Here is a 20,771-nt window from a genome sequence, read left to right on the forward strand (position 1 = left end):
AACGATATTGCTCAAATGCGCCGATCGCGGTAACTACGCGGCGTGACGCCGTACGTCGACTTAAATATTCTGCCCATGTGCGACTGATCGGCAAATCCGCAAGCGATAGCGATTTCCGCGATATCTCCGCCCCTGGAAAGCAAGGCCTTAGCCTGTTGCAATCTAAGCTGCCGCTGATATCGACTCGGCGATAAACCAAATTTTGCCGAGAACTGGCGGCAAAGGTGGAACTTCGATATGCCGACTGCCTGCGCCAGCATATCCAGACGCACTTCCTGCGCATTATGATCGTGCAGATACTCTTTTGCCCTTCTCAAACCTGGCGTGATGTCGCCAGCCTCAGTCAATGACTGCCACGGGGAAAACACCTGGAGCAGCTCCGCCACACAGTGGCTCCAGGCCACTTCACGATCAAAATGGCTAGATTGCATGTCAGTTAATACCGTAGCGGTTTCACACAATTTTTTGGCTAAAACCGCATGTTCGATGTGCTTTCCCTTGATCGCAGGTAATTGCATTGCCATGCTCTCCGCTGCGCCGAGCAGCATCTCGTGGCTGGGATAAAACATAAAATAGTGGCAACCCTCTACACCCAGAGTGGTCCCGGCATGCATCTGCCCTGGGGAGATGACGCTGATTTGCCCACGGCAGACGATACCCTCGGCGTCGCCTTTGGCACTGTTGTTATTGGCGCCGCGCAGGACAACGCCAATCGACCAGGTATCATGCCAGTGCACGTCAAATCGGTGGTCCGAAAAATCTGCAATGAGCAGCTCAAGCCCGCCCAACGCGTCAAAACGATGCATGAATGCCGAATTCCCCATAGCCTTTCTACCTGCTTAATTACCGCCACCGGTGACCAAAATAACACACAACACGCAGCGTGAAAGCCAGCGGTTCAACATTGAAAATGTGTCCTTTGCATCATAAAAAAGGGGCCATTCGGCCCCATAACATCATGTTCGCATTCATTCTTTATTAACTATCGGGCAGATTAATGTTGATTCATTGCGCCGTAGTTTAAAGGGTGCCAGCCATAGCCATCACCGCTTTTACTGATGTAGCCCAGGCCAGGGAAGGACAGATGCGCGCCCGCGACAAGTGCTCTTTGCTGAGCAAGACTGTCAAACAGCTTCTTGCGCTGTGCAACGGCGGCAGGGACATCAATATCATAGGCGATAGCGACATTCGGGTCAGGGAATTGTACGGAAGCGACGTGGATCATATCGCCCAGTATCACCATCTTTTTCCCTTTGCTTTCGACGGCAAACACGCTGTGTCCTGGCGTGTGCCCACGCGTATCGATAGCCGAAATACCCGGTGTTAATTCCTTGTCGCCTTCGAACGTCTTCAGTTTTCCCGCCGTTTCGTAAGGCTTTAATGAAACGGATGCGGCATCAAAGAAGCGCTTATCTTTCTCTTCCGCCTGCTGTTTTTTCTCTTCGCTAAGCCAAAAAGCGACTTCTTCTTTCTCCACTCTGACGATGGCGTTCGGGAAAGCGATTTTATTCTGCGCCATCAGTCCCCCCACATGATCGGGGTGTAAATGGGTTAAATAAATCTCATCCACCTGTTCCGCCTTATAACCCGAAGCATTTAAATTTTTCATCATCTTGCCCAGCGTTTCGCCATGCAGCATGCCGGTGCCAACGTCGATTAAAATCAACTTGCCTCCGGTGTTAATCAGATAGGCATTCACCGATGTCGGCAAGGGTAACGACAGGTTATTGAGCGCCATCGCCTTTTCGAGCTGCTTCAACTGAGTATTGATCAATATTTTATCTGCGGGCATCGGGCTTATTCCGTCAGACAACGCCGTCACTTCGAAGTCGCCAAGCATTATCCTGTAGAACCCGGGATTTTCTATTTTAGAAAAAGGCGCCATGGCGGTTGAAGCAGCGGAAAAAACGGCGAGAAACGCGCCAATGAGTATATTGCGACGCATAGAAGACCTCGTTAATGTAAGAAAAAATACCTAAGAACCCCTATGAAATAGGGGTAATGAACGTTGAATCTTCCTACCGATGATTTAGAACTCTTGCACTGTCGGCCTGATAACAATTTCACTTACGTCCACGTCCGAAGGCTGCTCGATCGCATACGCTATGGCACGCGCGATTGCATCGGCAGAAATCGCCTGGCTCTGATAGAGCTCGACAACGGCCTTCGAGCTTTCTGCGTGCGAGCTGCCCATCTTCAATTCAGTGTCGATCAGGCCGGGAGAGATGGTAGTGGTTCTGATCTTTCCGCCAACTTCATGGCGCAAACCTTCGGTTATGGCGCTTACCGCGAATTTTGTGCCGCTATAGACCGTCCCTCCGGGACTGAATACCTTCTTGCCGGCGATGGACGAAATAGTGATGTAATGACCGAATTGCTGTTTTTCGAACAGCGGCAGCGTCGCGGCGATGCCGTAAAGCACCCCTTTCACATTGATATCGATCATTCGCTCCCACTCATCAACCTTCACGGCATTGAGCGGGGCGATCGACATTAGCCCTGCGTTGTTGACCAATACATCAATCTTGCCAAATTGCTTTACGGCCTGGGCGATCATCGCTTCGACATCCAGGCGGTTTGTCACATCCACCTGCAGCGCTAATGCGCTCCCTCCGGCATCAACGATTTGCTGGACCAACGCTTCAAGACGCGCTTTTCTGCGTGCCGCAACGACCACCATGGCCCCCTTTGCAGCCAGGTGTTTTGCGGTTGCTTCACCAAGCCCACTGCTGGCGCCGGTGATCACGACGACTTTACCTGTAATACTGTTCATCTTTCTTTCCTCCTGTATTTGTCTGTGCGAATACTTTATCCGCAGTTTAAAATCAGTAAATGGAAGTGTTATGCTTTTAGAATTCCATTTTTTGGAATAAAGAGGTGATGGTGCAAAACAGACAAGAAGCATTACGTATTTTCTGCTGTGCCGCAGAGGAGATGAACTTTAAACACACGGCGACCAGGCTTGGTATTTCCCCGCAAAAAGTCACAAGAGCCATCAAAGAGTTAGAGTCGTTGCTCGGGGAGCAGCTATTTCACCGCAGCACTCGAAGCGTAAAACTCACGGATTTTGGCCTCGGTTTTTTTGAGCAGGCAAAAATAGCCATGGAACAGATGAACAGGCTGTTTCAGGAAAAAAAGAAGAGTACAGAAGATATCAATGGCGTTGTACGCATCACGGCACCACATACCTATGGCAGTGAAATCATCATGCCAATATTGGCGGAGATTACACGTTTGTATCCCGCAATTACGCTCGAACTCCACCTGTCAAATATACACAGCGACCTGGTTGATGAAAAAATCGATATCGGCATACGCATAGGCTTTTTGCATGACCAAACCTGCATCGTTCGCCAACCCTGTACCATGCCTTTCCATCTGGTTGCATCACCGAAGCTGCTTGAACATATGCCGCCGCCTGCCAACGTTGATGATCTTGCCCGCCTGCCGATTGTGGCGCTGCTTAACCGTAAAACCGGGCGCTACTGGCCATGGGAGTTTAGTCAAAAACGCAATTTCTATCCGAAATCCGCCGCATTTGTCACTGACACACCCGATATTGAACGCAAAGCGGTACTCGCCGGTTTAGGGTTTGCCCAACTGGCGGGGTATTTGGTAGAAGACCACATCGCGTCAGGTGAGCTGGTCTCCGTTCTCCGTGACGATGCACCGCCTCCGTGGCCGGTCAATCTCTACCACACACATCAGACCCCTTATCCAATGAGAGTGCGTTTGGTTTTTGATTATCTTTTCAAAAAATTGAGCCAGGGCTAGATGCGCCAAGGTTATCGAACCTCGCGAACCAGGCACGGATTACCCAACCGGCCTGGGCCGGTTCTCGAAGTGCTTCTGACGGTAATATCTGCCTTGCTACAAGAGGGCTGAACGTTCATTCATTTCACGCTATGGCTGACTCTGGATAAGGCCTATTATTAGACGGTCTCTATAGATGCCCAATGAAAGGATTCGGATGATGGTATTTGAAGATAAGAAGAAAAAAGCAATAGCCCTGATGGAAGATAAAAAGATGTGGCGGAGCAATTATGCACCGCCGATCTTGCGCCTGTTTTGGAGGATGGGGGGTAAAATGCCACCGCCACCGTTCGCCCCCTTCTGGCTGAATACGTTGTTTTTTGCCGTCTGGTTTGGCCCGCTATGGGGTATTCTTATGTGGTTTAGTCGCTGGAAAAATGAAGGTGTCAGTATACTAACCGCCGTGTTAAACGCCCTCTTTGCCGGTTTGTTGTTTGGTTTATTCATGGCGTTAATCCACTCTTGGCGCAAGCGGGCCAACAAACTGCCTGACTGGAAGAGTCTCTGACAGTGTAATGCGCTAAGCGTCAGAAAAAAGATTTACAGAAAAATTGTTCTCAGTGTTCACTTTTGGTTTTAGTTTTTTAAAAACAAATAATTAAGCAGTGACCAGTGGGCGATGGGTTTACCCTGTGAATGGGCAGCAGGGCGAAATTTCAGGCAAAGAAAAGGCCTGCAATACAGGCCTGAGTAGTTACCGCTACGGGGTTCCCCGGTGTTGGGTGTATGCGGTTTGTACAGCTCGACTATACCTCAGGGTGCCATCACTAGTTCATTTCTGGCTAACCTGGCGTTTTGGAAAGATGAACCGGCACTGCAAGCCAGTTTCCGGGCACGAGGAATAATTTATTCCCGCTACGTTGATGATATCGCCGTCTCGTCAGTAAACTTTCTTGATAAACCGACTAAAACGAATGTGATAGCCTCGATTTATGGCATGCTTTCCAGGCACGGTTACCAGCCCAAACGAGCTAAACACGAAATCAGAACATCTGGGCAACGGATGGAAGTTACCAAGCTTTCGGTGAATTCGAAACCGGGTATCTCTTCCGCTAAGCAAAGTCAGATACGATCGGCAGTCCATCATTTGGAGCAAGCCATTCTCAGGGGCGAAATTATCGAGTTCGATAAGGGCCCTTATGCACAAACATTGGGACTGGTTCATTTATTGGCCAGATTCCATCCTGGCAAAGCAAAAAAACTTAAACAGCGCTTGCTTGCACTTAAGAGTGCGGGGCGCACGAATATGTACCCATAGTGTATGAACCAGGATAAAAATTTTTACTAAGGCGAAGGCATGGCAATCTTTGACATTGAAAAGGACGAACTACTTCGGCTCTCTGATACTCAGTTAGAAGAGCTGATTGCTCGGCTAGCGGAAGCTGAAGTGGCAATGCAAGGTCATAGCCCTGCATGTATAAATTGGTCTGGTTCAATTACAGCCCCTGACGGAGGAATTGATATCCATGTTCAGGTTCCAGTTGATCAACTGAAACTTGGCTTTCTTGTAAGGCCTGATACGGTCTTCCAGGCAAAGAAACATAAGATGCCAAAAGCTACAATTGAGAAGGAAATGAGCACCGGTAAAGCGCTTTCACCCATCATATCTGAACAAGCCAGAAAACAAGGCAGCTACATCATTGTCAGCCTGGGTGATGATTGCTCTCCGTCTGGAAAGATAGATCGTCTTAAAGCGATGAGGGATGCAGTAAAAGATGATCCTAACAAAAGCAATCTTCATCTTGATTTCTACGACCGTTCCAAACTCATTCAATGGCTGCGCCAACATCCATCGGTCATGCTGTGGGTAAAAGGGAAGCTTGGGCAAGGGTATTCCGGTTGGCAACCCTACGGAACTTGGACCAATCCGCCACAAGGTGTTACAGACACTTTAATCTCAGCCCCAGGTGTAACCATTACTTTACCGTCGGGAAAGGGGCAAAAACTCAAAATTGATGAAGCAATTAGCCCAATGCGAGAACTTATCCGTTCGACGAATAAGGCGGTTCGTATTACAGGATTATCTGGTGTCGGGAAGACTCGGATCGTTCAGGCGCTCTTTGATGAAACTGTTGGAACAGATGCGCTTGACCGGACAGTAGCTATTTATGTTGATACTGGCTCTGAGCCAGTACCGTCGGCTACAGCAATGCTTGATAAGCTGATCGCTGAGGACCGACGAGCAGTTATGATCCTTGATAATTGCCCATCAGAGCTCCATGCTTCGCTTGCCAGCAAGGTATCAGCCGCAGGAAAAGAAGTAAGCCTCATCACGATCGAGTACGACATTAGGGATGACAAACCACAGACAACTGAGGTCATCCATATTGAGACAGATGGTCCAGAGGTGGCAGAGCAACTTCTTATCCGTCGCTTCCCTTCTATTGGTCAGAATAATGCCCGTCGTATTGCTGAGTTTGCAGATGGGAATGCAAGAGTTGCTTTGGCTATAGCTGAGAGAGGGGAGGAAGGCGAGAGTTTGGCTCTACTTTCTGATGCGCAGTTGTTTAATCGCTTGTTTGAACAGCGTAATCATCCTGATGGTAATTTACGGGAGCAAGCTGAAATATTGTCACTGGTGTATTCATTCTCGGTATCTAGTCCAGATGTTGCTACCGATGAACTGGAAATATTAGGGGCGCTCTTTGGATATTCCAGAACCCAGTTATTTAAAGCCGTTACGAAGCTGATGGAACGTCATATCGTTCAGAAAAGATCTCACTGGAGAGCTATCTTACCTCATGCCATTGCTAACAGATTGGCAGCATCCGCACTCGACAGTATTCCCGTTGATCAACTTAGGGCGACTTTTGAAGCTCCGGATTGTGAGCGTTTATTAATGTCTTTTTCGCATCGCTTGGGGTTGTTGCATGACCATCCTGTTGCGAAAGAAATTGTAGAAGCCTGGCTTCAGCCTGAAGGGATGTTAGGAAGAATAGCCGAGCTAAATGATATTTCGTTACGAATACTTGGGTATATCGGACCGGTTGCACCTGAAGCATTGCTCAACAGAATTGAGGCCGTACTCTCATCATCTGATTTTAAAGGTATGGAACCGGGCTACAATCCGCAGCGACGTAGTATCCTGCGTCTTTTACAATTGATGGCATACGAACCGAATGCCTTTGAGCGATGCGCCAGGCTTCTTATCGAGATGGCAGAGGACGAAGCCGATAATAATAACCTGGATTCTGCTCTAAACATGGTCCCAAGGTTTTTCCAGGCGTATCTGTCTGGTACTCATGCATCGCTAAGCCAGCGTATTGCTTTAATGAACGAATGCATTGTATCAAGCACTATTACGCGTAGATCTTTGGGCTTCAAGATGCTGTCAACCGCCCTGGATGGCCCACCGTGGTCAGGGTTTGGGGTTAGTGAGTTTGGAGCTCGACCAAGAGACTATGGATACGAACCCAACTATGATGAACTTGTCGAATGGCGCAGCGCCTTTATTGACGTCATTATCCAATTAGCGGCATCCGGAGATCCTGAGCTTGAAAGGCCTGCAAGATCAATCCTGGCTGACAAATTCAGGGGAATTTGCTTTCAAGAAGCAATGCGAGACAAACTCATCGATGCTGCCCGCACATTAAATGCTTTAAGTCCTTGGGGGGAAGGTTGGAAAGCCGTTCGTTCAACGGTTTATTTTGACTATACCAAGCGTAGCGATGGAGATGATGTTGAGCAGTTGCCGGATAATCTTGCTGCCTTAGAGAAGGAGTTGGAGCCCATTGAGCTAATTCCAACAATAAAGACATACGTGTTGAGTACAAATCATGATTATTGGGCACTGGATGCGGATTTTGATCATGAGGACTCCGATAAATATACCGCAGCAGGAAAACGACTGGAAGCCAAAGCACTTCAATTGGGACAGGACTTTGCCTTATCAAATCATGTGCTTGAGGAGTTGGGTTCAGAGCTGTTCTCCATAGGTGGAATGCCCTATCGCACCGTCTTTGGTCGAGGACTTGCTCGAGGGGCACATGATTTACGCGTTAGCTGGCAGCGACTTGTTGAACAAATAGAAAAGCAGACAGACGTTAACAAAGACTTTGGGGTCCTTGGTGGCTTCATTGAAGAAGTTGACTCTGTCGATCCAGCATTAGCACAGGAGTTTCTCGACCAATGTGTACAGCATCCTGAACTTAGACAGGTATTAGTTGGCTTGCATCCTTGGAGGAAATTTACGGTAAATGATTTGGATCGTTGTATGAAGCATTTGGATGATCCAGACATTCGCCCTTTCATGTATGAGCCGATTTTATGGCGTGAACAATACGCCAATTTGCCGAGAGTTTGTGTCCTCGATCTTGCTGAGCGACTTCTGAGTAAAGCAAGCGGAGATAATGTCATTTTGCATGCGCTCTCCATGAGACTGCATGGTAAAGATAAATCTGCAGATACACTTGGCGCAGATTTCCGGTTGATCGGTCTTGCTGCAGCAATCCAGCGGATTAAAAACAGCGACAGAGGCCAAAGGGGGACAATTGATTTTTACATGGAACGAGTTATCGATGCCGCGTTGCGTTTCGATGGTTATGAGGCAAAAAAAATTGAGTGGTTGGACACAATTTTCAGTGTCGTTGATGACCTCTATGGATATATGTTTGATTTTGATAAAACAATTGAAACGACAGTTTTGTTGATGCCAGAAGCATTTCTCAATCGCATTTTTGAAGGTACTGAGGAACAGCAGCGAAGAAGGCAGTTCTTTATTCATCGTGGTGGTTTACGCACCTATGCCCTTGCAAAGATAAATACAAACGTTTTGATTAATTGGTGCCACGCCAGAAATGAGCCCAGTGTTTGGCCAGCTATAGCTGGTGGCGTAACTCTTTGGTCAAAGAATGGTGAACAGAGTGCACTGACCTTACACGAAGCTGCTATAGAACTTTTAGAGGCCTCACCTGAGCCACTAGCTGTACTGGAGTCTTTTGCTGAGCGCATTAGTCCAACATCCTGGACTGGTAGCCTGGCTAACATAATGCAAGCTAGATCAAGGGCCATCAGTACGTTGAGCAAACACAAGCGTCCAGATATCGCCGAGGCTGCCAAAGCAGTTTGTGAAAAAATGAGTCAGTGGGTCGAACGCCAAAAAGAGCGTGAACAACGGGAAGATAGTGAAAGGGAACAACGGTTTGAATGAAGGCTAAGGGCCTATACAAACGTTCTGCGATAAGGAGAAAGTGATGGAATCTGCTCGCGATAAACGCACTCGTGAGATCGTCGAGGCTGAGGATCTCTGGATGCTGGATAGCGTTGATACTGAAGGCTACGTGTGCTGGGGATGTGGTATAACCATGCATCCTGCTGCATGGGAAAAAGATAAAAAAGTCAGAGCCTATTTTAAAAAGAAACGCCATATTCAACATCATCATGAATGTGATGCTGATGCTGAAAGCACAGTAATTCGCCAGGGCCAGAAGGAGAGTGTCCGCAACATACTGGACAGTGCTCCAGGTTTGATGCCCTTGGAATAAAGTTGATTGAACAACGCCCGGTTGTTGAACCAGGTATCGCAGGTGATGAAAGCAAGTCCAGTTCGACGCGTTCAGCATCCTCAGCATCTGGTGAAGGTAATTCACCCGAACGACAATCCCGGCGTCAAGTGAATGCAATCCGCAATATTTGCCGTGCCTTCATCCGCTTCCCATATGATCGAGGAATGTCGCTAAACTGTAAGTATCCCTGCGAAACTAGCCATTCACTTTTAGAGATCTTCCGACATACTGATTATGTCCCCGGAGGAGATCGCTATGCGTAAGATCCGATTCACCGAACACCAGATCATCGCCGTATTGAAGTCCGTCGAAGCCGGACGTGCCGTCAAGGATGTGTGCCGTGAAGCCGCTATTTCGGAAGCCAGCTATTACAACTGGAAGGCAAAGTATGGCGGAATGGAAGCGGCCGATATTAAAAAAATCAAAGATCTGGAAGACGAGAACCGGAGGCTCAAACAGATGTTTGCTGACCTCAGCCTTGAGTGCCGGGCACTTAAAGACGTCATCGAAAAAAAGCTTTAAAACCAGCGATAAAGCGTGAACTCGTCAGCTATCTGACAGCGCAATTTGCCATGAGTTTACGTCAGGCCTGCAGGACGTTATCGCTGAGCAGGACGGTCTATTTTTATCAGCCCGATTCCCGGCGTGATGAACCGGTGATCCATGCGCTGACTGAACTGGCAGAACGCTATCCGCGCTACGGTTTTAAGAAGCTGTTCCAACTGCTGCGCAGGCAGAGCAATACCTGGAACCACAAACGCGTTCACCGGATTTACTGCCTGCTGAAACTGAATTTTCGTCGTAAGGGAAAACAACGGCTGCCGGTACGCAACCCGTCGCCACTGGTGGCGCCTGAGGCACTTAACCAGAGCTGGTCGATAGACTTTATGCATGATGCGCTGGTCTGTGGTAGGCGCTTCTGGACCTTCAATGTGGTGGATGATTTTAACCGGGAAGTACTGGCGATAGAAATCGACCTGAATATCCCGGCTCAACGTGTTGTCCGGGTACTGGAGCGGATCGTGGCAAACCGTGGCTACCCGCTGAAAATGCGGATGGACAACGGACCAGAACTGGTCTCACTGACGCTGGCACAGTGGGCTGAAGAACATGGCGTGTTGCTGGAATTTATCAAACCTGGCAAGCCGACACAGAATGCCTTCATCGAACGGTTTAACCGGACGTACCGGACAGAAATCCTGGATTTTTACCTGTTTAGAACACTGAATGAGGCCCGGGAAATCACAGAGCGCTGGCTGACGGAATATAACAGCGAACGCCCTCACGAATCGCTGAACAACCTGACGCCGGAAGAGTACCGACTGATGGCTGAAAACACGGAAGTCTCAAAAAGTGCGTGGAACTAAAACGGGTATGCTTACATGAGTTTACGCGCATCAGAAAGGGAGACAGCAGGGTAGGCACCGAAGCTCTGTTTGGTTCGCTGTTTTGTCAGCGGTCGATAGTAACGGAACTACCAGATTTTACTCCCGCTGGATTTGATAAGTAGCTCAAGGCCATCGCCATCATAGAGAACGTAGTCCGCTTCCTTGGGGTTAGCAGATTCGATTTCTTTAACGGATAGAGGTTTGGTTTGTCTTGCCATTGCCGGGTTTCCATAGTTTTAGGCACCTCAAAAACAATAATGCTTTACGGGGTGCCTAAAAGGTTCGGATTTAATTAGTTGGCTTCAGACTTCGCGGGAAAAATTACAGACACAAGAAAGCCCGCAAACCTAGGTGGTATGCGGGCTTTCTCGTTATTGTCACCAGATCTATCTGGGGTCACCGGTGACCTATTTGGTGGAGCTGGGGGGATTTGAACCCCCGTCCGAAATTACTACACCGTCGGCACTACATGCTTAGTCCAATCTTTACATTCGCCGGTCAGCTGCGGATGGACACGCCACTAACAAACTAGCCTGATTGGATTTAACGCTTCAGCCCCAGGCAGGACATCTGCGCGATCTCTTTTGGGTTTGACCTCTCTTGATCCCCGTCCTAAGAGCGGAGGCTAGGGAGAGAGGGCTCTGAGCAGGGTATTAAGCTGCTAGTGCGTAGTTTTCGTCGTTTGCGACTATTTTTTTGCGGCTTTTTACGAGGCCAACCGCCCCTCGGCATGCTCCTAGGGCTTCGCAAATCCCGTCGAATCCAGAATCAGCCCCAAGTAACTTTGTGCAGTATACCAGAAGTTTAGCCCGTTAAGCCAGAGGCTTATCGGTTTGCGTGCTTCATGATACGGGCTTTCGCCGTCTGCCATTCACGATCTTTGATGTCATCGCGCTTATCGTGTTCTTTCTTGCCTTTGGCTACGCCGATTTTGACTTTGACCCAGGCATTTTTCCAATACATGGACAAGGCAACCACGGTATAACCTTCGCGGTTAACACGGCCGAATAATGAATCCAGCTCGCGTTTGTTCAACAGCAGTTTACGGGTACGCGTCGGATCGCAAACCACATGCGACGAAGCCACGCTAAGCGGCGTGATAGTGGCGCCAAACAGATAGGCTTCACCATCGCGGAATGTTACGTAGCTGTCGCTGAGGTTGGCTTTGCCGGCACGCAGCGATTTTACTTCCCACCCTTGCAGGGACAGGCCCGCTTCGATTTCTTCTTCAATGAAGTATTCGAAACGCGCTCGCTTGTTTTGCGCAATGGTGGCAGAACCGGGTTTGTGTGCTTTTTTCTTTGTCATAGTGTGTTCATTATACTGGATGCGCCAGCGAAAGAAATCCTTTACCGCTCAGCACCTGCGCAATTTTTCGCATTTTTGGCCCCTTCGTTGCATAGCAGATTTTTTGTTTGCTGATAGATAAATGATATGATTTGTATGTTTTGTGTCTCACAGGAAATGATATGCCCCAGATCAGTCGGTCTGCGTTGGTGCCGTTCAGCGCCGAGCAGATGTATCAGTTGGTAAACGATGTTCACTCTTATCCCGATTTTCTGCCTGGTTGTACCGGTAGCCGGGTGATTGACGCGTCCAACAATGAAATGACCGCCGCAGTGGATGTTGCCAAAGCCGGTATCAGCAAAACGTTTACTACGCGTAATACGCTGCTGGATAACCAGAGCATCAATATGCAACTGGTGGATGGTCCCTTCCGTAAGCTGATGGGGGGCTGGCATTTTACGCCGCTCAGCCCGGAAGCCTGCAAGGTTGAGCTGCACCTCGATTTCGAATTTACCAACAAGCTGATCGAGTTGGCATTCGGAAAGGTGTTTAAAGAGCTGGCCGGCAATATGGTGCAAGCATTCACCCAGCGGGCAAAAGAGGTTTACAGTGTCAGATATACGGGTTGAGGTGGTTTACGCCCTGCCGGAACGTCAGTATCTGCGCAATGTCACGCTGGCTGAAGGCAGCAGCGTTGAACAGGCGATAATTGCCTCTGGGCTGCTTGAACTACGTAGTGACATTGACCTGCAAAGTAATAAGGTGGGCATCTATAGCCGACCGGCCAAGTTGGGTGATGTGCTCAACGATGGCGACCGGGTGGAAATTTACCGCCCCTTGATTGCCGATCCTAAAGAACTGCGCCGCCAACGGGCAGAAAAGGCAAAAAAATAAGGCGCTGAATGCGCCTTATTTTTTATCAGAATGTTATCTTCCGAGTTGCAGCCTGTGACTGTCATGAAGAACGTGAGGCATCCCTCATGGGCCGGACGATAATTCCCCGCTGATTATTTGGTCAACGCAGGTTTGTTCTGAATGTCGGTCAACACGCCAGCGCTGTTGAAGGTCAACGTCAGGGTCTGCTGAGTGATATCTTCATGGCCTGGTTGCTGGCGGAACACATAGAACCATGTCTGAGTACCGAACGGGTCCTGCAGCATTGGGGTACCCAATGTGTAAGCGACCTGTTGCTGGGTCATACCTTTCTGAATTTTAGCTACGTCGGTTGACGTCAGGTAGTTCCCTTGGTTGATGTCAGGCCGGTAAACCACCTTCTCAAAAGTAGAACAGCCTGCAGTCAGCATCACAAGAACTACAGCGGCGGCAGTCAGCGTTTTACAGCGCATAGTAATCACATTCCTTTAGGGCATAGGTTGCCGATGATAATAGACCTTGGTGCTGTTGGAAACCCTTATACCCTTCATCTTTCAAGTTGTCGCTGTGTTGGCTGCCCTCGTTCACCCCGGTCACTTAGTTAACTAAGCTCCCGGGGATTCCCTTGGTTGCCGCCTTGCTACAACGTGAAATCTATTGGGTATACCCGTGATCCTTCAAGTTGTCGCGGTGTTGGCTACCCTCGTTTATCCCAGCCACTGAGGTGACTAAGCTCCCGGGGGTTCCCTTGGTTGCCACCTTGCTACAACGTGAAATCTATTGGGTATACCCGTGATCCTTCACGTTGTCGCGGCGTTGGCTACCCTCGTTTATCCCAGCCACTGAGGTGACTAAGCTTCCGGGGGTTCCCTTGGTTGCCGCCTTGCTACAACGTGAAATCTATTGGGTATACCCGTGATCCTTCACGTTGTCGCGGTGTTGGCTGCCCTCGTTCACCCCAGTCACTTAGTTAACTAAGCTCCCGGGGATTCCCTTGGTTGCCGCCTTGCTGCAACGTGAAATCTATTGGGTATACCCGTGATCCTTCAAATTGTCGCTGTGTTGGCTACCCTCGTTGACCTCAGTCACTGAGGGTGACTAAGTTCCCGGAGGGGGCTTAATTGTGACGTTGCTACAATTTGAGGTCTGTCGGGCAAACAGCGCCAAAGTCAGACCTCAAGAAAGTAAAAAAGTTGAGCTTTTTTATGCAGCAAGCAGTTCTTTTGCATTTGCCAGCGTGTTCCGGGTGACTTCACTGCCACCAAGAAGGCGTGCCAATTCCTGTAAACGAGCTCGTTTATCCAATGGCGACATCTGTGTTTCGGTTTCTGTGCCGTCGGTCTGCTTGCTGACAAATAGATGCTGATGACCGCAGCCTGCGACTTGTGGCAGGTGAGTGACGCACATAACCTGCGTGGACTCGCCTAACTGGCGAAGCAGGCGACCAACAATGGCGGCGGTTGGGCCACTGATACCGACGTCCACTTCGTCGAAAATCAGTGCTGGCGTTTCCATTTTGCGCGCCGTGATAACTTGGATCGCCAATGCGATACGGGACAACTCGCCACCAGAGGCTACTTTCGCTAATGCCTGTAGCGGTTGGCCTGGGTTGGTGGATACACAAAACTCGGTGCGCGTTGCACCTTCCGCACTCAAATATTGCGGCTCAAAGCGCACATCAATATTGAATTTACCGTGCGGCATAGAGAGCGCCTGCATGCTGTCAGTAATCAACGTGGTCAGTTCGGCGGCATAATGCTGGCGCTTTTGGTGCAATTGCTCTGCCAACAGCAGGGCGTGCTGATGGTGCTGCGTGACTGCTTCGTTCAGGTGTTCGTGATCGTTTTCTTGCTGTGATAGCAGTTGTTGCTCATCCAGCATCTGTTGGTGCAATTGAGGCAGCTCTTCTGGTGCCACGCGATGCTTACGTGACAGATTAATTTGCCGCGACAGGCGTTGCTCCAGTTCTTGCAGGCGGTTCGGATCCAAATCCATGCGATCGGCATAATGGCGCAGTTCATCACTGGCCTCACTGATTTGGATTGAAGCCTCTTCCAGCATGTCCAGCAGACCGCTTAGCTTTTCATCCATCCCGATCAACTCAACCAGCAAATGTTTGGCGGTATAAAGCTGGCTCAGCATGTTGTTTTCTTCGTCATCGGCCAGTAATTGCAGCGTTTGCTGGCTGATCGTCAACAACTGGCCGCTATTGGCCAGGCGTTTGAACTCAGAATCGATTTGTTCAAATTCGCCCGCCTGCGGTGCAAACTCGTTCAGCTCTTTTAATTGGTATTGCAGCAGCTGTTTACGTGCATCACGCTCGATGGATTGTTGCTGATGGTGAGCCAGTTCGCGGCAGCTTTGGTGCCACCGCTGATAAGCCTGCTGCATCTGGATCAGCAGAGCAGGTTCGTCGGCATAGGCGTCGAGCAGTTGTTTTTGATGCTCGGGCTTGAGCAGTAATTGATGAGCATGCTGGCCGTGGATTTGAATCAAACGCTGACCGAGTTCGCGCAGTTGCGAAAGGGGGACGGCAGTGCCATTGATAAAACCGCGTGAGCGGCCATCTGCATTGATCACCCGGCGCAGCAGGCACTCATTACTGTCGTCTAATTGATTTTGCTCTAGCCATTGGCGGGCGGACGGGGTGTCTGCCAGCGAAAAGCGAGCACAGATATCGGCACGGGTGGCTCCCAAGCGAACGACGTTACCGTCGGCACGGTTACCGAGGCATAGCCCCAGCGCGTCGATGGCGATCGATTTACCGGCGCCGGTTTCACCGGTAATCGCAGTCATACCCGGTTGAAAATCTATTTCCAACTCACGAACGATAGCAAAATTGCTGATGGTCAATTGCGCCAGCATGGGAACCTTCCTGTGTATAAACACATAACTGTAGTTTCATACAGTATAAACTGGTTTTATATACAGTAAAGAGGCTGGCGCAATTTTTAGAATAATTTTTTTGACCAACCGAGCTTGGTGCTTAACGTATTGAAATAGCTGTAGTCCTTCGGATGAATAAGATTCAAATGGAAATCACTACGGCGTATCAAAACCTCTTCACCTTCCTGAATAGGCAGCGCGATTTGACTGTCGCAACTGATTTCCAGATCGCTACCAATTTGTGAAAACTTCAATCGGATAGTGCTGTTGCCGTTGATCACCAGCGGGCGGGCCGAAAGGGTGTGCGGGAACATCGGCACCAGCGCAATGGCCTCCAGCGACGGCGTCAGGATCGGCCCACCGGCGGAAAGCGAGTAGGCGGTCGAACCGGTCGGCGTAGCGATAATCAGGCCATCGGAACGTTGCGAGAAGGCAAAGCGATCGTCGATATACACTTCGAACTCAATCATGTGCGCCACTTTACCGGGGTGCAGTACCACTTCGTTGATGGCGGTGCTGATACGGCACTGTTGGTTCTCTTTGTGCACGATGGTTTCCAGCAGGAAGCGCTGTTCATCGATGTACTCGCCTTCCAGCACGTCGGCCAGTTGCTGCAATGCGTTATCGGGATCGAGATCGGTCAGGAAACCGAGATTGCCGCGGTTAACACCGATCACTTTAATATCGTAACGGGCCAATACGCGCGCAGCGCCAAGCATATTGCCGTCGCCGCCAACGACCACGGCCAAATCGGCCTTTTGGCCAATATCGGCCAGGCTACCGGTTACGGCGTCTTTTAGCCCCAAATCCTGGGCAATCTGCCGTTCAACCATCACTGAATAGCCTCGGGCAACCAGCCAGTGAAATAACATCTCATGCGTTGCCAGCGCCGAAGGGTGACGCGGGTGGCCAACAATGCCAATACAGCCGAATTTTTTATTCATTGTTGTGATTTTCCTCACCGGGACCAGTTTATGCCCCACATTGTGACCGGTTGACTTGAAACCCCGGTTTTGATCCCCATAATAAGCCAAGTTGCGAGATTAATGCTAAAACGCGGAGATATTCATGAGTAGTAAAGAACAGAAGACGCCAAACGAGCAAGTCTCGGAAGAAATGGAACAGCAGGAAGCCCTGCCGGAAGCGGCTGAGGGCGTCGATCTGCGGGATGAGCGCATTGCTGAGCTGGAAGCTCAACTGGCCGAATCCCAGCAGCATGAACGCGACAGCCTGCTGCGTGCCAAAGCGGAGATGGAAAATGTTCGTCGCCGTACTGAACTGGATATCGAAAAAGCGCACAAATTTGCGCTGGAGAAATTCTCCGGCGATCTGTTGCCAGTGCTTGATAACCTGGAACGCGCGCTGGAAATGGCGGATAAAAACAATCCGGAACTGACAGCGATGATCGAAGGTATCGAACTGACGCTGAAGTCCCTGCAGGACGTCGTGCGTAAGTACGGGATCGAAATTGTTGGTGACATTAACGTGCCGTTCAACCCGGACGTGCACCAGGCCATGAGCCTGATGGAATCAGCCGATCACCAGCCAAACCATGTCATGATGGTGATGCAGAAAGGCTATACGCTGAATGGCCGTTTGTTGCGCCCAGCGATGGTTGCGGTTTCCAAAGCCAAGGCTTAAGCGAAATTAAGTAAAGAAAAGGCACCCTCGGGTGCCTTTTGTGCATCTGGTGTTATGCCTGTGGCAGTCGGGGCATCCAGTCGATAGGTTTTAACCCCTGCTGCTCCAACAATTGGTTGGTTTGCGAAAAGTGGTGACAGCCGAGAAAACCGCGATGGGCGGACAGCGGTGAAGGGTGTGGCGCTTTCAACACATGGTGGCGGTTACGATCGATAAAGTTGCCTTTCTTCTGGGCATGCGAGCCCCACAGCAGGAATATCACGCCTTCGCGGTTTTCGTTCAACGCCGCAATCACTCTGTCGGTAAAGGTTTCCCAACCAAGCTTGGCGTGGGAGTGCGCCTGGCCACCTTCCACGGTTAATACCGTATTCAGCAGCAGCACTCCCTGTTCCGCCCAGCTTTGCAGGCAGCCATGATTAGGGCGTTCAAAACCAGGGATATCCGTCGCCAGTTCTTTATACATGTTCACTAACGAAGGAGGGGCGGGAACGCCGGGCAGTACGGAGAAAGACAAGCCGTGTGCCTGATTCGGGCCGTGATAGGGATCCTGACCGAGAATCACCACCTTCACGTCCGCCAGTTCGGTAAAACGGAACGCGTTGAACACATCTTTTTGCGGTGGGTAAATGGTCTTACCGGCCTGGCGTTCAGCAGCAACAAAGGCAAGCGTTTCATGAAAATAGGGCTGCTCTTTCTCCTTGCCGATGACGTCATGCCAGGTGAGGGAGGTGGACATAAACGCTCTCCTTTGTTTTCGTTAACAATTCACTGGGCATAGCTTACCGTTTAGCTTCACACAGTGAAACCCGCTTTTATTTTTACGTTACTGAGTTGAATGCAAAAATTTTTGAAAATTCACAAAAATAATTGCGGTGCGCTTTATGGGGAAAATTGACATAAAACATAAACTTGCCCACTTGTGCCCTGTGGGTACCCCGTAAAAATTGACTTAAATCAAAGAATTGCCTACTCCAGGCTGGTATACAGAACAACAAGACAACAATGGTTTTACCAAATGGCCGAAACCAACATTGGGTTTTTTCGACGTAGAATTTTTCGCCCTTGTACGGAGGCAACAAAATGATTACTGGTATTCAAATTACTAAAGCAAACGACCAGGCGCTGGTGAACTCTTTCTGGCTGCTGGACGATGAAACATCAGAAGCTCGCTGTGTTTGCGCTAAAGCGAACTATGCGGAAGACCAGGTTGTACCGGTCAGCGAATTGGGCCAGATCGAGTACCGTGAAGTGCCGCTGGAAATGCAATCTACCGTGCGTGTAGAAGGCGGTCAGCACCTGAACGTAAACGTACTGCGCCGCGAAACGCTGGAAGATGCGGTGAAGCACCCAGAAAAATACCCGCAATTGACCATTCGTGTGTCTGGCTATGCGGTGCGTTTCAACTCGTTGACGCCAGAACAGCAGCGTGACGTGATTACACGTACCTTTACAGAAAGCCTGTAATTACCCGTATTGTTTACAAGGGAGCTTCGGCTCCCTTTTTTTTTATGTGATGGTCGAAACTGGACAGAAAGTGAATCCGGATCACATTCCTTGCAAAGATAACCGCCTGCATTACAGAACTGCTCCGACCTGCCGATAGCTACAACAGCACACATAAGGTGCGCTAATTAATAAGTCTATCGACAAGGAGTCGGCATGAGTATGTCTTTGAGCTTTACCTCTGCGGTCAGTCCCTCGGCTATTCAGCTCCCGCCAACACGCACGGCACAGGAACCGCTGAATGCTCCCCAACCTGTTGAATCCGCCCCGGTAAACGCCCCCGCGACCACATTGTCGTCGCACACTGTAAATGCACAGAATCTACTGAATACGCTGGTGAGCGACATGTCGGTAACGGCGCCGGCTGCAGCGCATTCGGGCGTGACGCGTGGTCAGCAATCGCAACAAGGGGATTACACGCTAGCGCTGTTGGCCAAAGACGTTTACAGCACCACTAGCCAGGGTGTTGACGGGTTCAGCCGCTTGAGCGACAGCGCCTTGCTCGGCGCGGGTATTGATCCTGCCAGCCTGCATGACACAGCATCGGGTTTTCAGGCTGGGATCTACAGTGACAATCAACAGTACGTATTGGCCTTTGCGGGCACCAATGATATGCGCGACTGGCTGAGCAATGTACGCCAAGCGACGGGGTATGATGATGTGCAGTACAATCAGGCCGTCGCGGTCGCTAAGAGTGCCAAGGCGGCGTTTGGCGATGCGTTGGTCATTGCCGGCCATTCACTGGGTGGTGGCCTTGCGGCAACGGCGGCGCTGGCGACGGGCACGGTGGCGGTTACCTTTAACGCTGCGGGAGTGTCCGATTACACGTTGAACCGTATGGGGATTGATCCAGCTGCAGCAAAACAGGATGCGCAAGCCGGCGGGATCCGTCGTTATAGCGAACAATATGACATGCTGACCGGGGCACAGGAATCCACTTCGCTAATCCCTGATGCCATAGGACATAAAATCACGCTGGCCAATAACGACACCTTAAGCGGTATTGACGACTGGCGACCGAGCAAACATGTCGATCGCAGCCTGACGGCGCACGGTATCGACAAGGTCATCAGTTCGATGGCGGAGCAAAAGCCATGGGAGACCAAAGCCAATGCCTGACGGGCGGCGGGCATGGTGGCAGGCGGTGATGATTGCCATACTGGCGCTGATCGCGATTGTCGGTTTACTGATGATGGCTAAGGGACAACAGATGAATCAGGATATGACCCCGTTCAACGGGCACAGCAATGCGGCATTGGCTCAGGCCGTCGCACGTGGCGATGTAAAGGGTATTGCTGAACAGGCAACGCAGGCGCGTTTGCATGGGCAGGGCGATCATCAGGTCACCCTGTTGCAGTGGGCAATACTGTCACAACAACCGCAAAGCCTAAGCGCGTTGTTGGCGCTGGGGGCGGATGCTTCTACCCCGGGTTTGGATGGAAACAGCGCATTGCATACGGCTGCGGCAGTGCAAGACCCACAGTATCTGCGCTTGCTGTTGGCTTGTGGTGTGCCGGTTAACCTACGTCATGCGGTAACCGGGGCCACGCCATTGGCCGTTGCGGTATTGGCGGGAAGGGAGGAGCAACTGCGACTGTTGCTGGTGTCCGGTGCGGATGTCACGCTAAGCGATCGGCTAGGGGATACTCCTTTGCACGTAGCGGCAAAAATCAATGCACCGCAATTGGCGCTGATGCTGTTGCAGGCAGGGGCGGATGCCAAAGCCCGTAATCAGCAAGGGATGAGTTTCCAGTTCTATTTCTCGCAGACGCCGACGGCATTGCAGAATGAGGAAATGCGCGATCGTTATCATCAACTGAATACGTGGCTGAAAGCCCATCAGCAGGCAACGCATTACACGCAGCTATAAACGGGC

Annotated in this window: 20 protein-coding genes, 1 other RNA gene and 1 pseudogene; 12 read left to right on the forward strand and 10 right to left on the reverse strand. The window is 50.2% G+C overall.

Going from position 1 to position 20,771, the window contains the following annotated elements:
- Positions 1 to 11: 11 nt before the first annotated feature.
- The 3 genes from AC2FCQ_RS11460 to AC2FCQ_RS11470 all read right to left on the reverse strand — a co-directional run bounded on the left by AC2FCQ_RS11460 (position 12) and on the right by AC2FCQ_RS11470 (position 2,773).
- Complete coding sequence (locus AC2FCQ_RS11460; RefSeq protein WP_404760690.1) at positions 12 to 806, reverse strand: AraC family transcriptional regulator; 795 nt, start codon at positions 804 to 806, stop codon at positions 12 to 14.
- Positions 807 to 994: 188 nt separating this feature from the next.
- Positions 995 to 1,792 carry an MBL fold metallo-hydrolase gene (locus AC2FCQ_RS11465; protein ID WP_245210105.1) on the reverse strand — a complete coding sequence of 266 codons (798 nt, stop codon included), beginning with the start codon at positions 1,790 to 1,792 and terminating at the stop codon, positions 995 to 997.
- A gap of 237 nt (positions 1,793 to 2,029) precedes the next feature.
- Entirely contained in the window at positions 2,030 to 2,773 is a 744-nt protein-coding gene (locus tag AC2FCQ_RS11470; RefSeq protein WP_490308302.1) for an SDR family oxidoreductase, read from the reverse strand.
- A 110-nt stretch (positions 2,774 to 2,883) separates the two neighbouring features.
- Here AC2FCQ_RS11470 and AC2FCQ_RS11475 point away from each other — a divergent pair, with 110 nt between their 5' ends.
- The 6 genes from AC2FCQ_RS11475 to AC2FCQ_RS11500 all read left to right on the forward strand — a co-directional run bounded on the left by AC2FCQ_RS11475 (position 2,884) and on the right by AC2FCQ_RS11500 (position 10,684).
- The gene (locus tag AC2FCQ_RS11475) at positions 2,884 to 3,774 is read left to right on the forward strand and encodes a LysR family transcriptional regulator (protein WP_490308301.1); all 891 of its coding nucleotides are present in this window, start codon (positions 2,884 to 2,886) and stop codon (positions 3,772 to 3,774) included.
- 199 nt (positions 3,775 to 3,973) lie between these two features.
- Entirely contained in the window at positions 3,974 to 4,321 is a 348-nt protein-coding gene (locus AC2FCQ_RS11480) for a DUF6404 family protein (protein ID WP_490308332.1), read from the forward strand.
- A gap of 225 nt (positions 4,322 to 4,546) precedes the next feature.
- Positions 4,547 to 5,071: an RNA-dependent RNA polymerase family protein gene (locus AC2FCQ_RS11485; RefSeq protein ID WP_490308300.1), complete on the forward strand. Its 525-nt coding sequence runs from the start codon at positions 4,547 to 4,549 to the stop codon at positions 5,069 to 5,071.
- Between the two features lie 39 nt (positions 5,072 to 5,110).
- Positions 5,111 to 8,962: a hypothetical protein gene (locus AC2FCQ_RS11490; RefSeq protein WP_490308298.1), complete on the forward strand. Its 3,852-nt coding sequence runs from the start codon at positions 5,111 to 5,113 to the stop codon at positions 8,960 to 8,962.
- A gap of 43 nt (positions 8,963 to 9,005) precedes the next feature.
- Positions 9,006 to 9,296: a hypothetical protein gene (locus AC2FCQ_RS11495; RefSeq protein ID WP_490308297.1), complete on the forward strand. Its 291-nt coding sequence runs from the start codon at positions 9,006 to 9,008 to the stop codon at positions 9,294 to 9,296.
- A gap of 276 nt (positions 9,297 to 9,572) precedes the next feature.
- Positions 9,573 to 10,684 (forward strand): IS3 family transposase gene (locus AC2FCQ_RS11500; protein WP_490308296.1). Its coding sequence is split into 2 segments (ribosomal slippage): positions 9,573 to 9,834 and positions 9,834 to 10,684, totalling 1,113 coding nucleotides; the frame shifts between segments, so codons are not numbered across the junction.
- Between the two features lie 17 nt (positions 10,685 to 10,701).
- On the opposite strand, the pseudogene AC2FCQ_RS11505 reads toward AC2FCQ_RS11500, so the two are convergent.
- The 3 genes and pseudogenes from AC2FCQ_RS11505 to smpB form a co-directional block, all read right to left on the reverse strand.
- Positions 10,702 to 10,923, reverse strand: a pseudogene (locus AC2FCQ_RS11505) (integrase arm-type DNA-binding domain-containing protein); the annotation flags it as partial.
- Between the two features lie 194 nt (positions 10,924 to 11,117).
- Positions 11,118 to 11,481: a transfer-messenger RNA gene (ssrA, locus tag AC2FCQ_RS11510) on the reverse strand.
- Between the two features lie 49 nt (positions 11,482 to 11,530).
- Positions 11,531 to 12,013 carry an SsrA-binding protein SmpB gene (smpB, locus tag AC2FCQ_RS11515; protein WP_020828274.1) on the reverse strand — a complete coding sequence of 161 codons (483 nt, stop codon included), beginning with the start codon at positions 12,011 to 12,013 and terminating at the stop codon, positions 11,531 to 11,533.
- A 161-nt stretch (positions 12,014 to 12,174) separates the two neighbouring features.
- On the opposite strand from smpB, the gene AC2FCQ_RS11520 reads away from it, so the two are divergent.
- Complete coding sequence (locus AC2FCQ_RS11520; protein ID WP_037422140.1) at positions 12,175 to 12,621, forward strand: type II toxin-antitoxin system RatA family toxin; 447 nt, start codon at positions 12,175 to 12,177, stop codon at positions 12,619 to 12,621.
- Entirely contained in the window at positions 12,602 to 12,886 is a 285-nt protein-coding gene (locus tag AC2FCQ_RS11525) for an RnfH family protein (protein WP_404760697.1), read from the forward strand. Before AC2FCQ_RS11520 ends, AC2FCQ_RS11525 begins: the two co-directional genes overlap by 20 nt.
- A 113-nt stretch (positions 12,887 to 12,999) precedes the next feature.
- On the opposite strand, the gene bamE is transcribed toward AC2FCQ_RS11525, so the two are convergent.
- From bamE to nadK, 3 genes are all read right to left on the reverse strand, one after another.
- Positions 13,000 to 13,338 carry an outer membrane protein assembly factor BamE gene (bamE, locus tag AC2FCQ_RS11530; RefSeq protein ID WP_037422134.1) on the reverse strand — a complete coding sequence of 113 codons (339 nt, stop codon included), beginning with the start codon at positions 13,336 to 13,338 and terminating at the stop codon, positions 13,000 to 13,002.
- A 730-nt stretch (positions 13,339 to 14,068) separates the two neighbouring features.
- Positions 14,069 to 15,730: a DNA repair protein RecN gene (gene recN, locus AC2FCQ_RS11535; protein ID WP_265556722.1), complete on the reverse strand. Its 1,662-nt coding sequence runs from the start codon at positions 15,728 to 15,730 to the stop codon at positions 14,069 to 14,071.
- An 86-nt stretch (positions 15,731 to 15,816) separates the two neighbouring features.
- Positions 15,817 to 16,695: an NAD(+) kinase gene (gene nadK, locus AC2FCQ_RS11540; protein WP_209638573.1), complete on the reverse strand. Its 879-nt coding sequence runs from the start codon at positions 16,693 to 16,695 to the stop codon at positions 15,817 to 15,819.
- Between the two features lie 124 nt (positions 16,696 to 16,819).
- On the opposite strand from nadK, the gene grpE reads away from it, so the two are divergent.
- A complete protein-coding gene (gene grpE / locus AC2FCQ_RS11545) occupies positions 16,820 to 17,392 on the forward strand; it encodes a nucleotide exchange factor GrpE (protein ID WP_037422128.1) in 573 nt (190 codons plus the stop codon).
- 52 nt (positions 17,393 to 17,444) lie between these two features.
- Here the strand turns inward: grpE and ung are convergent, their stop codons facing one another.
- Positions 17,445 to 18,128, reverse strand: coding sequence for a uracil-DNA glycosylase (gene ung, locus AC2FCQ_RS11550; protein ID WP_209638570.1), 684 nt, complete (start codon positions 18,126 to 18,128; stop codon positions 17,445 to 17,447).
- 344 nt (positions 18,129 to 18,472) lie between these two features.
- Here ung and grcA point away from each other — a divergent pair, with 344 nt between their 5' ends.
- The 3 genes from grcA to AC2FCQ_RS11565 all read left to right on the forward strand — a co-directional run bounded on the left by grcA (position 18,473) and on the right by AC2FCQ_RS11565 (position 20,765).
- On the forward strand, positions 18,473 to 18,856 hold the full coding sequence (gene grcA, locus AC2FCQ_RS11555) for an autonomous glycyl radical cofactor GrcA (protein WP_020828267.1): 384 nt from the start codon (positions 18,473 to 18,475) through the stop codon (positions 18,854 to 18,856).
- Positions 18,857 to 19,051: 195 nt separating this feature from the next.
- Entirely contained in the window at positions 19,052 to 20,014 is a 963-nt protein-coding gene (locus tag AC2FCQ_RS11560; RefSeq protein WP_490308295.1) for a Tle-like phospholipase domain-containing protein, read from the forward strand.
- A complete protein-coding gene (locus tag AC2FCQ_RS11565) occupies positions 20,007 to 20,765 on the forward strand; it encodes an ankyrin repeat domain-containing protein (RefSeq protein ID WP_490308294.1) in 759 nt (252 codons plus the stop codon). Before AC2FCQ_RS11560 ends, AC2FCQ_RS11565 begins: the two co-directional genes overlap by 8 nt.
- Positions 20,766 to 20,771 lie beyond the last annotated feature (6 nt).

The organism is Serratia sp. CoH_134_PS_4 (assembly GCF_058190535.1).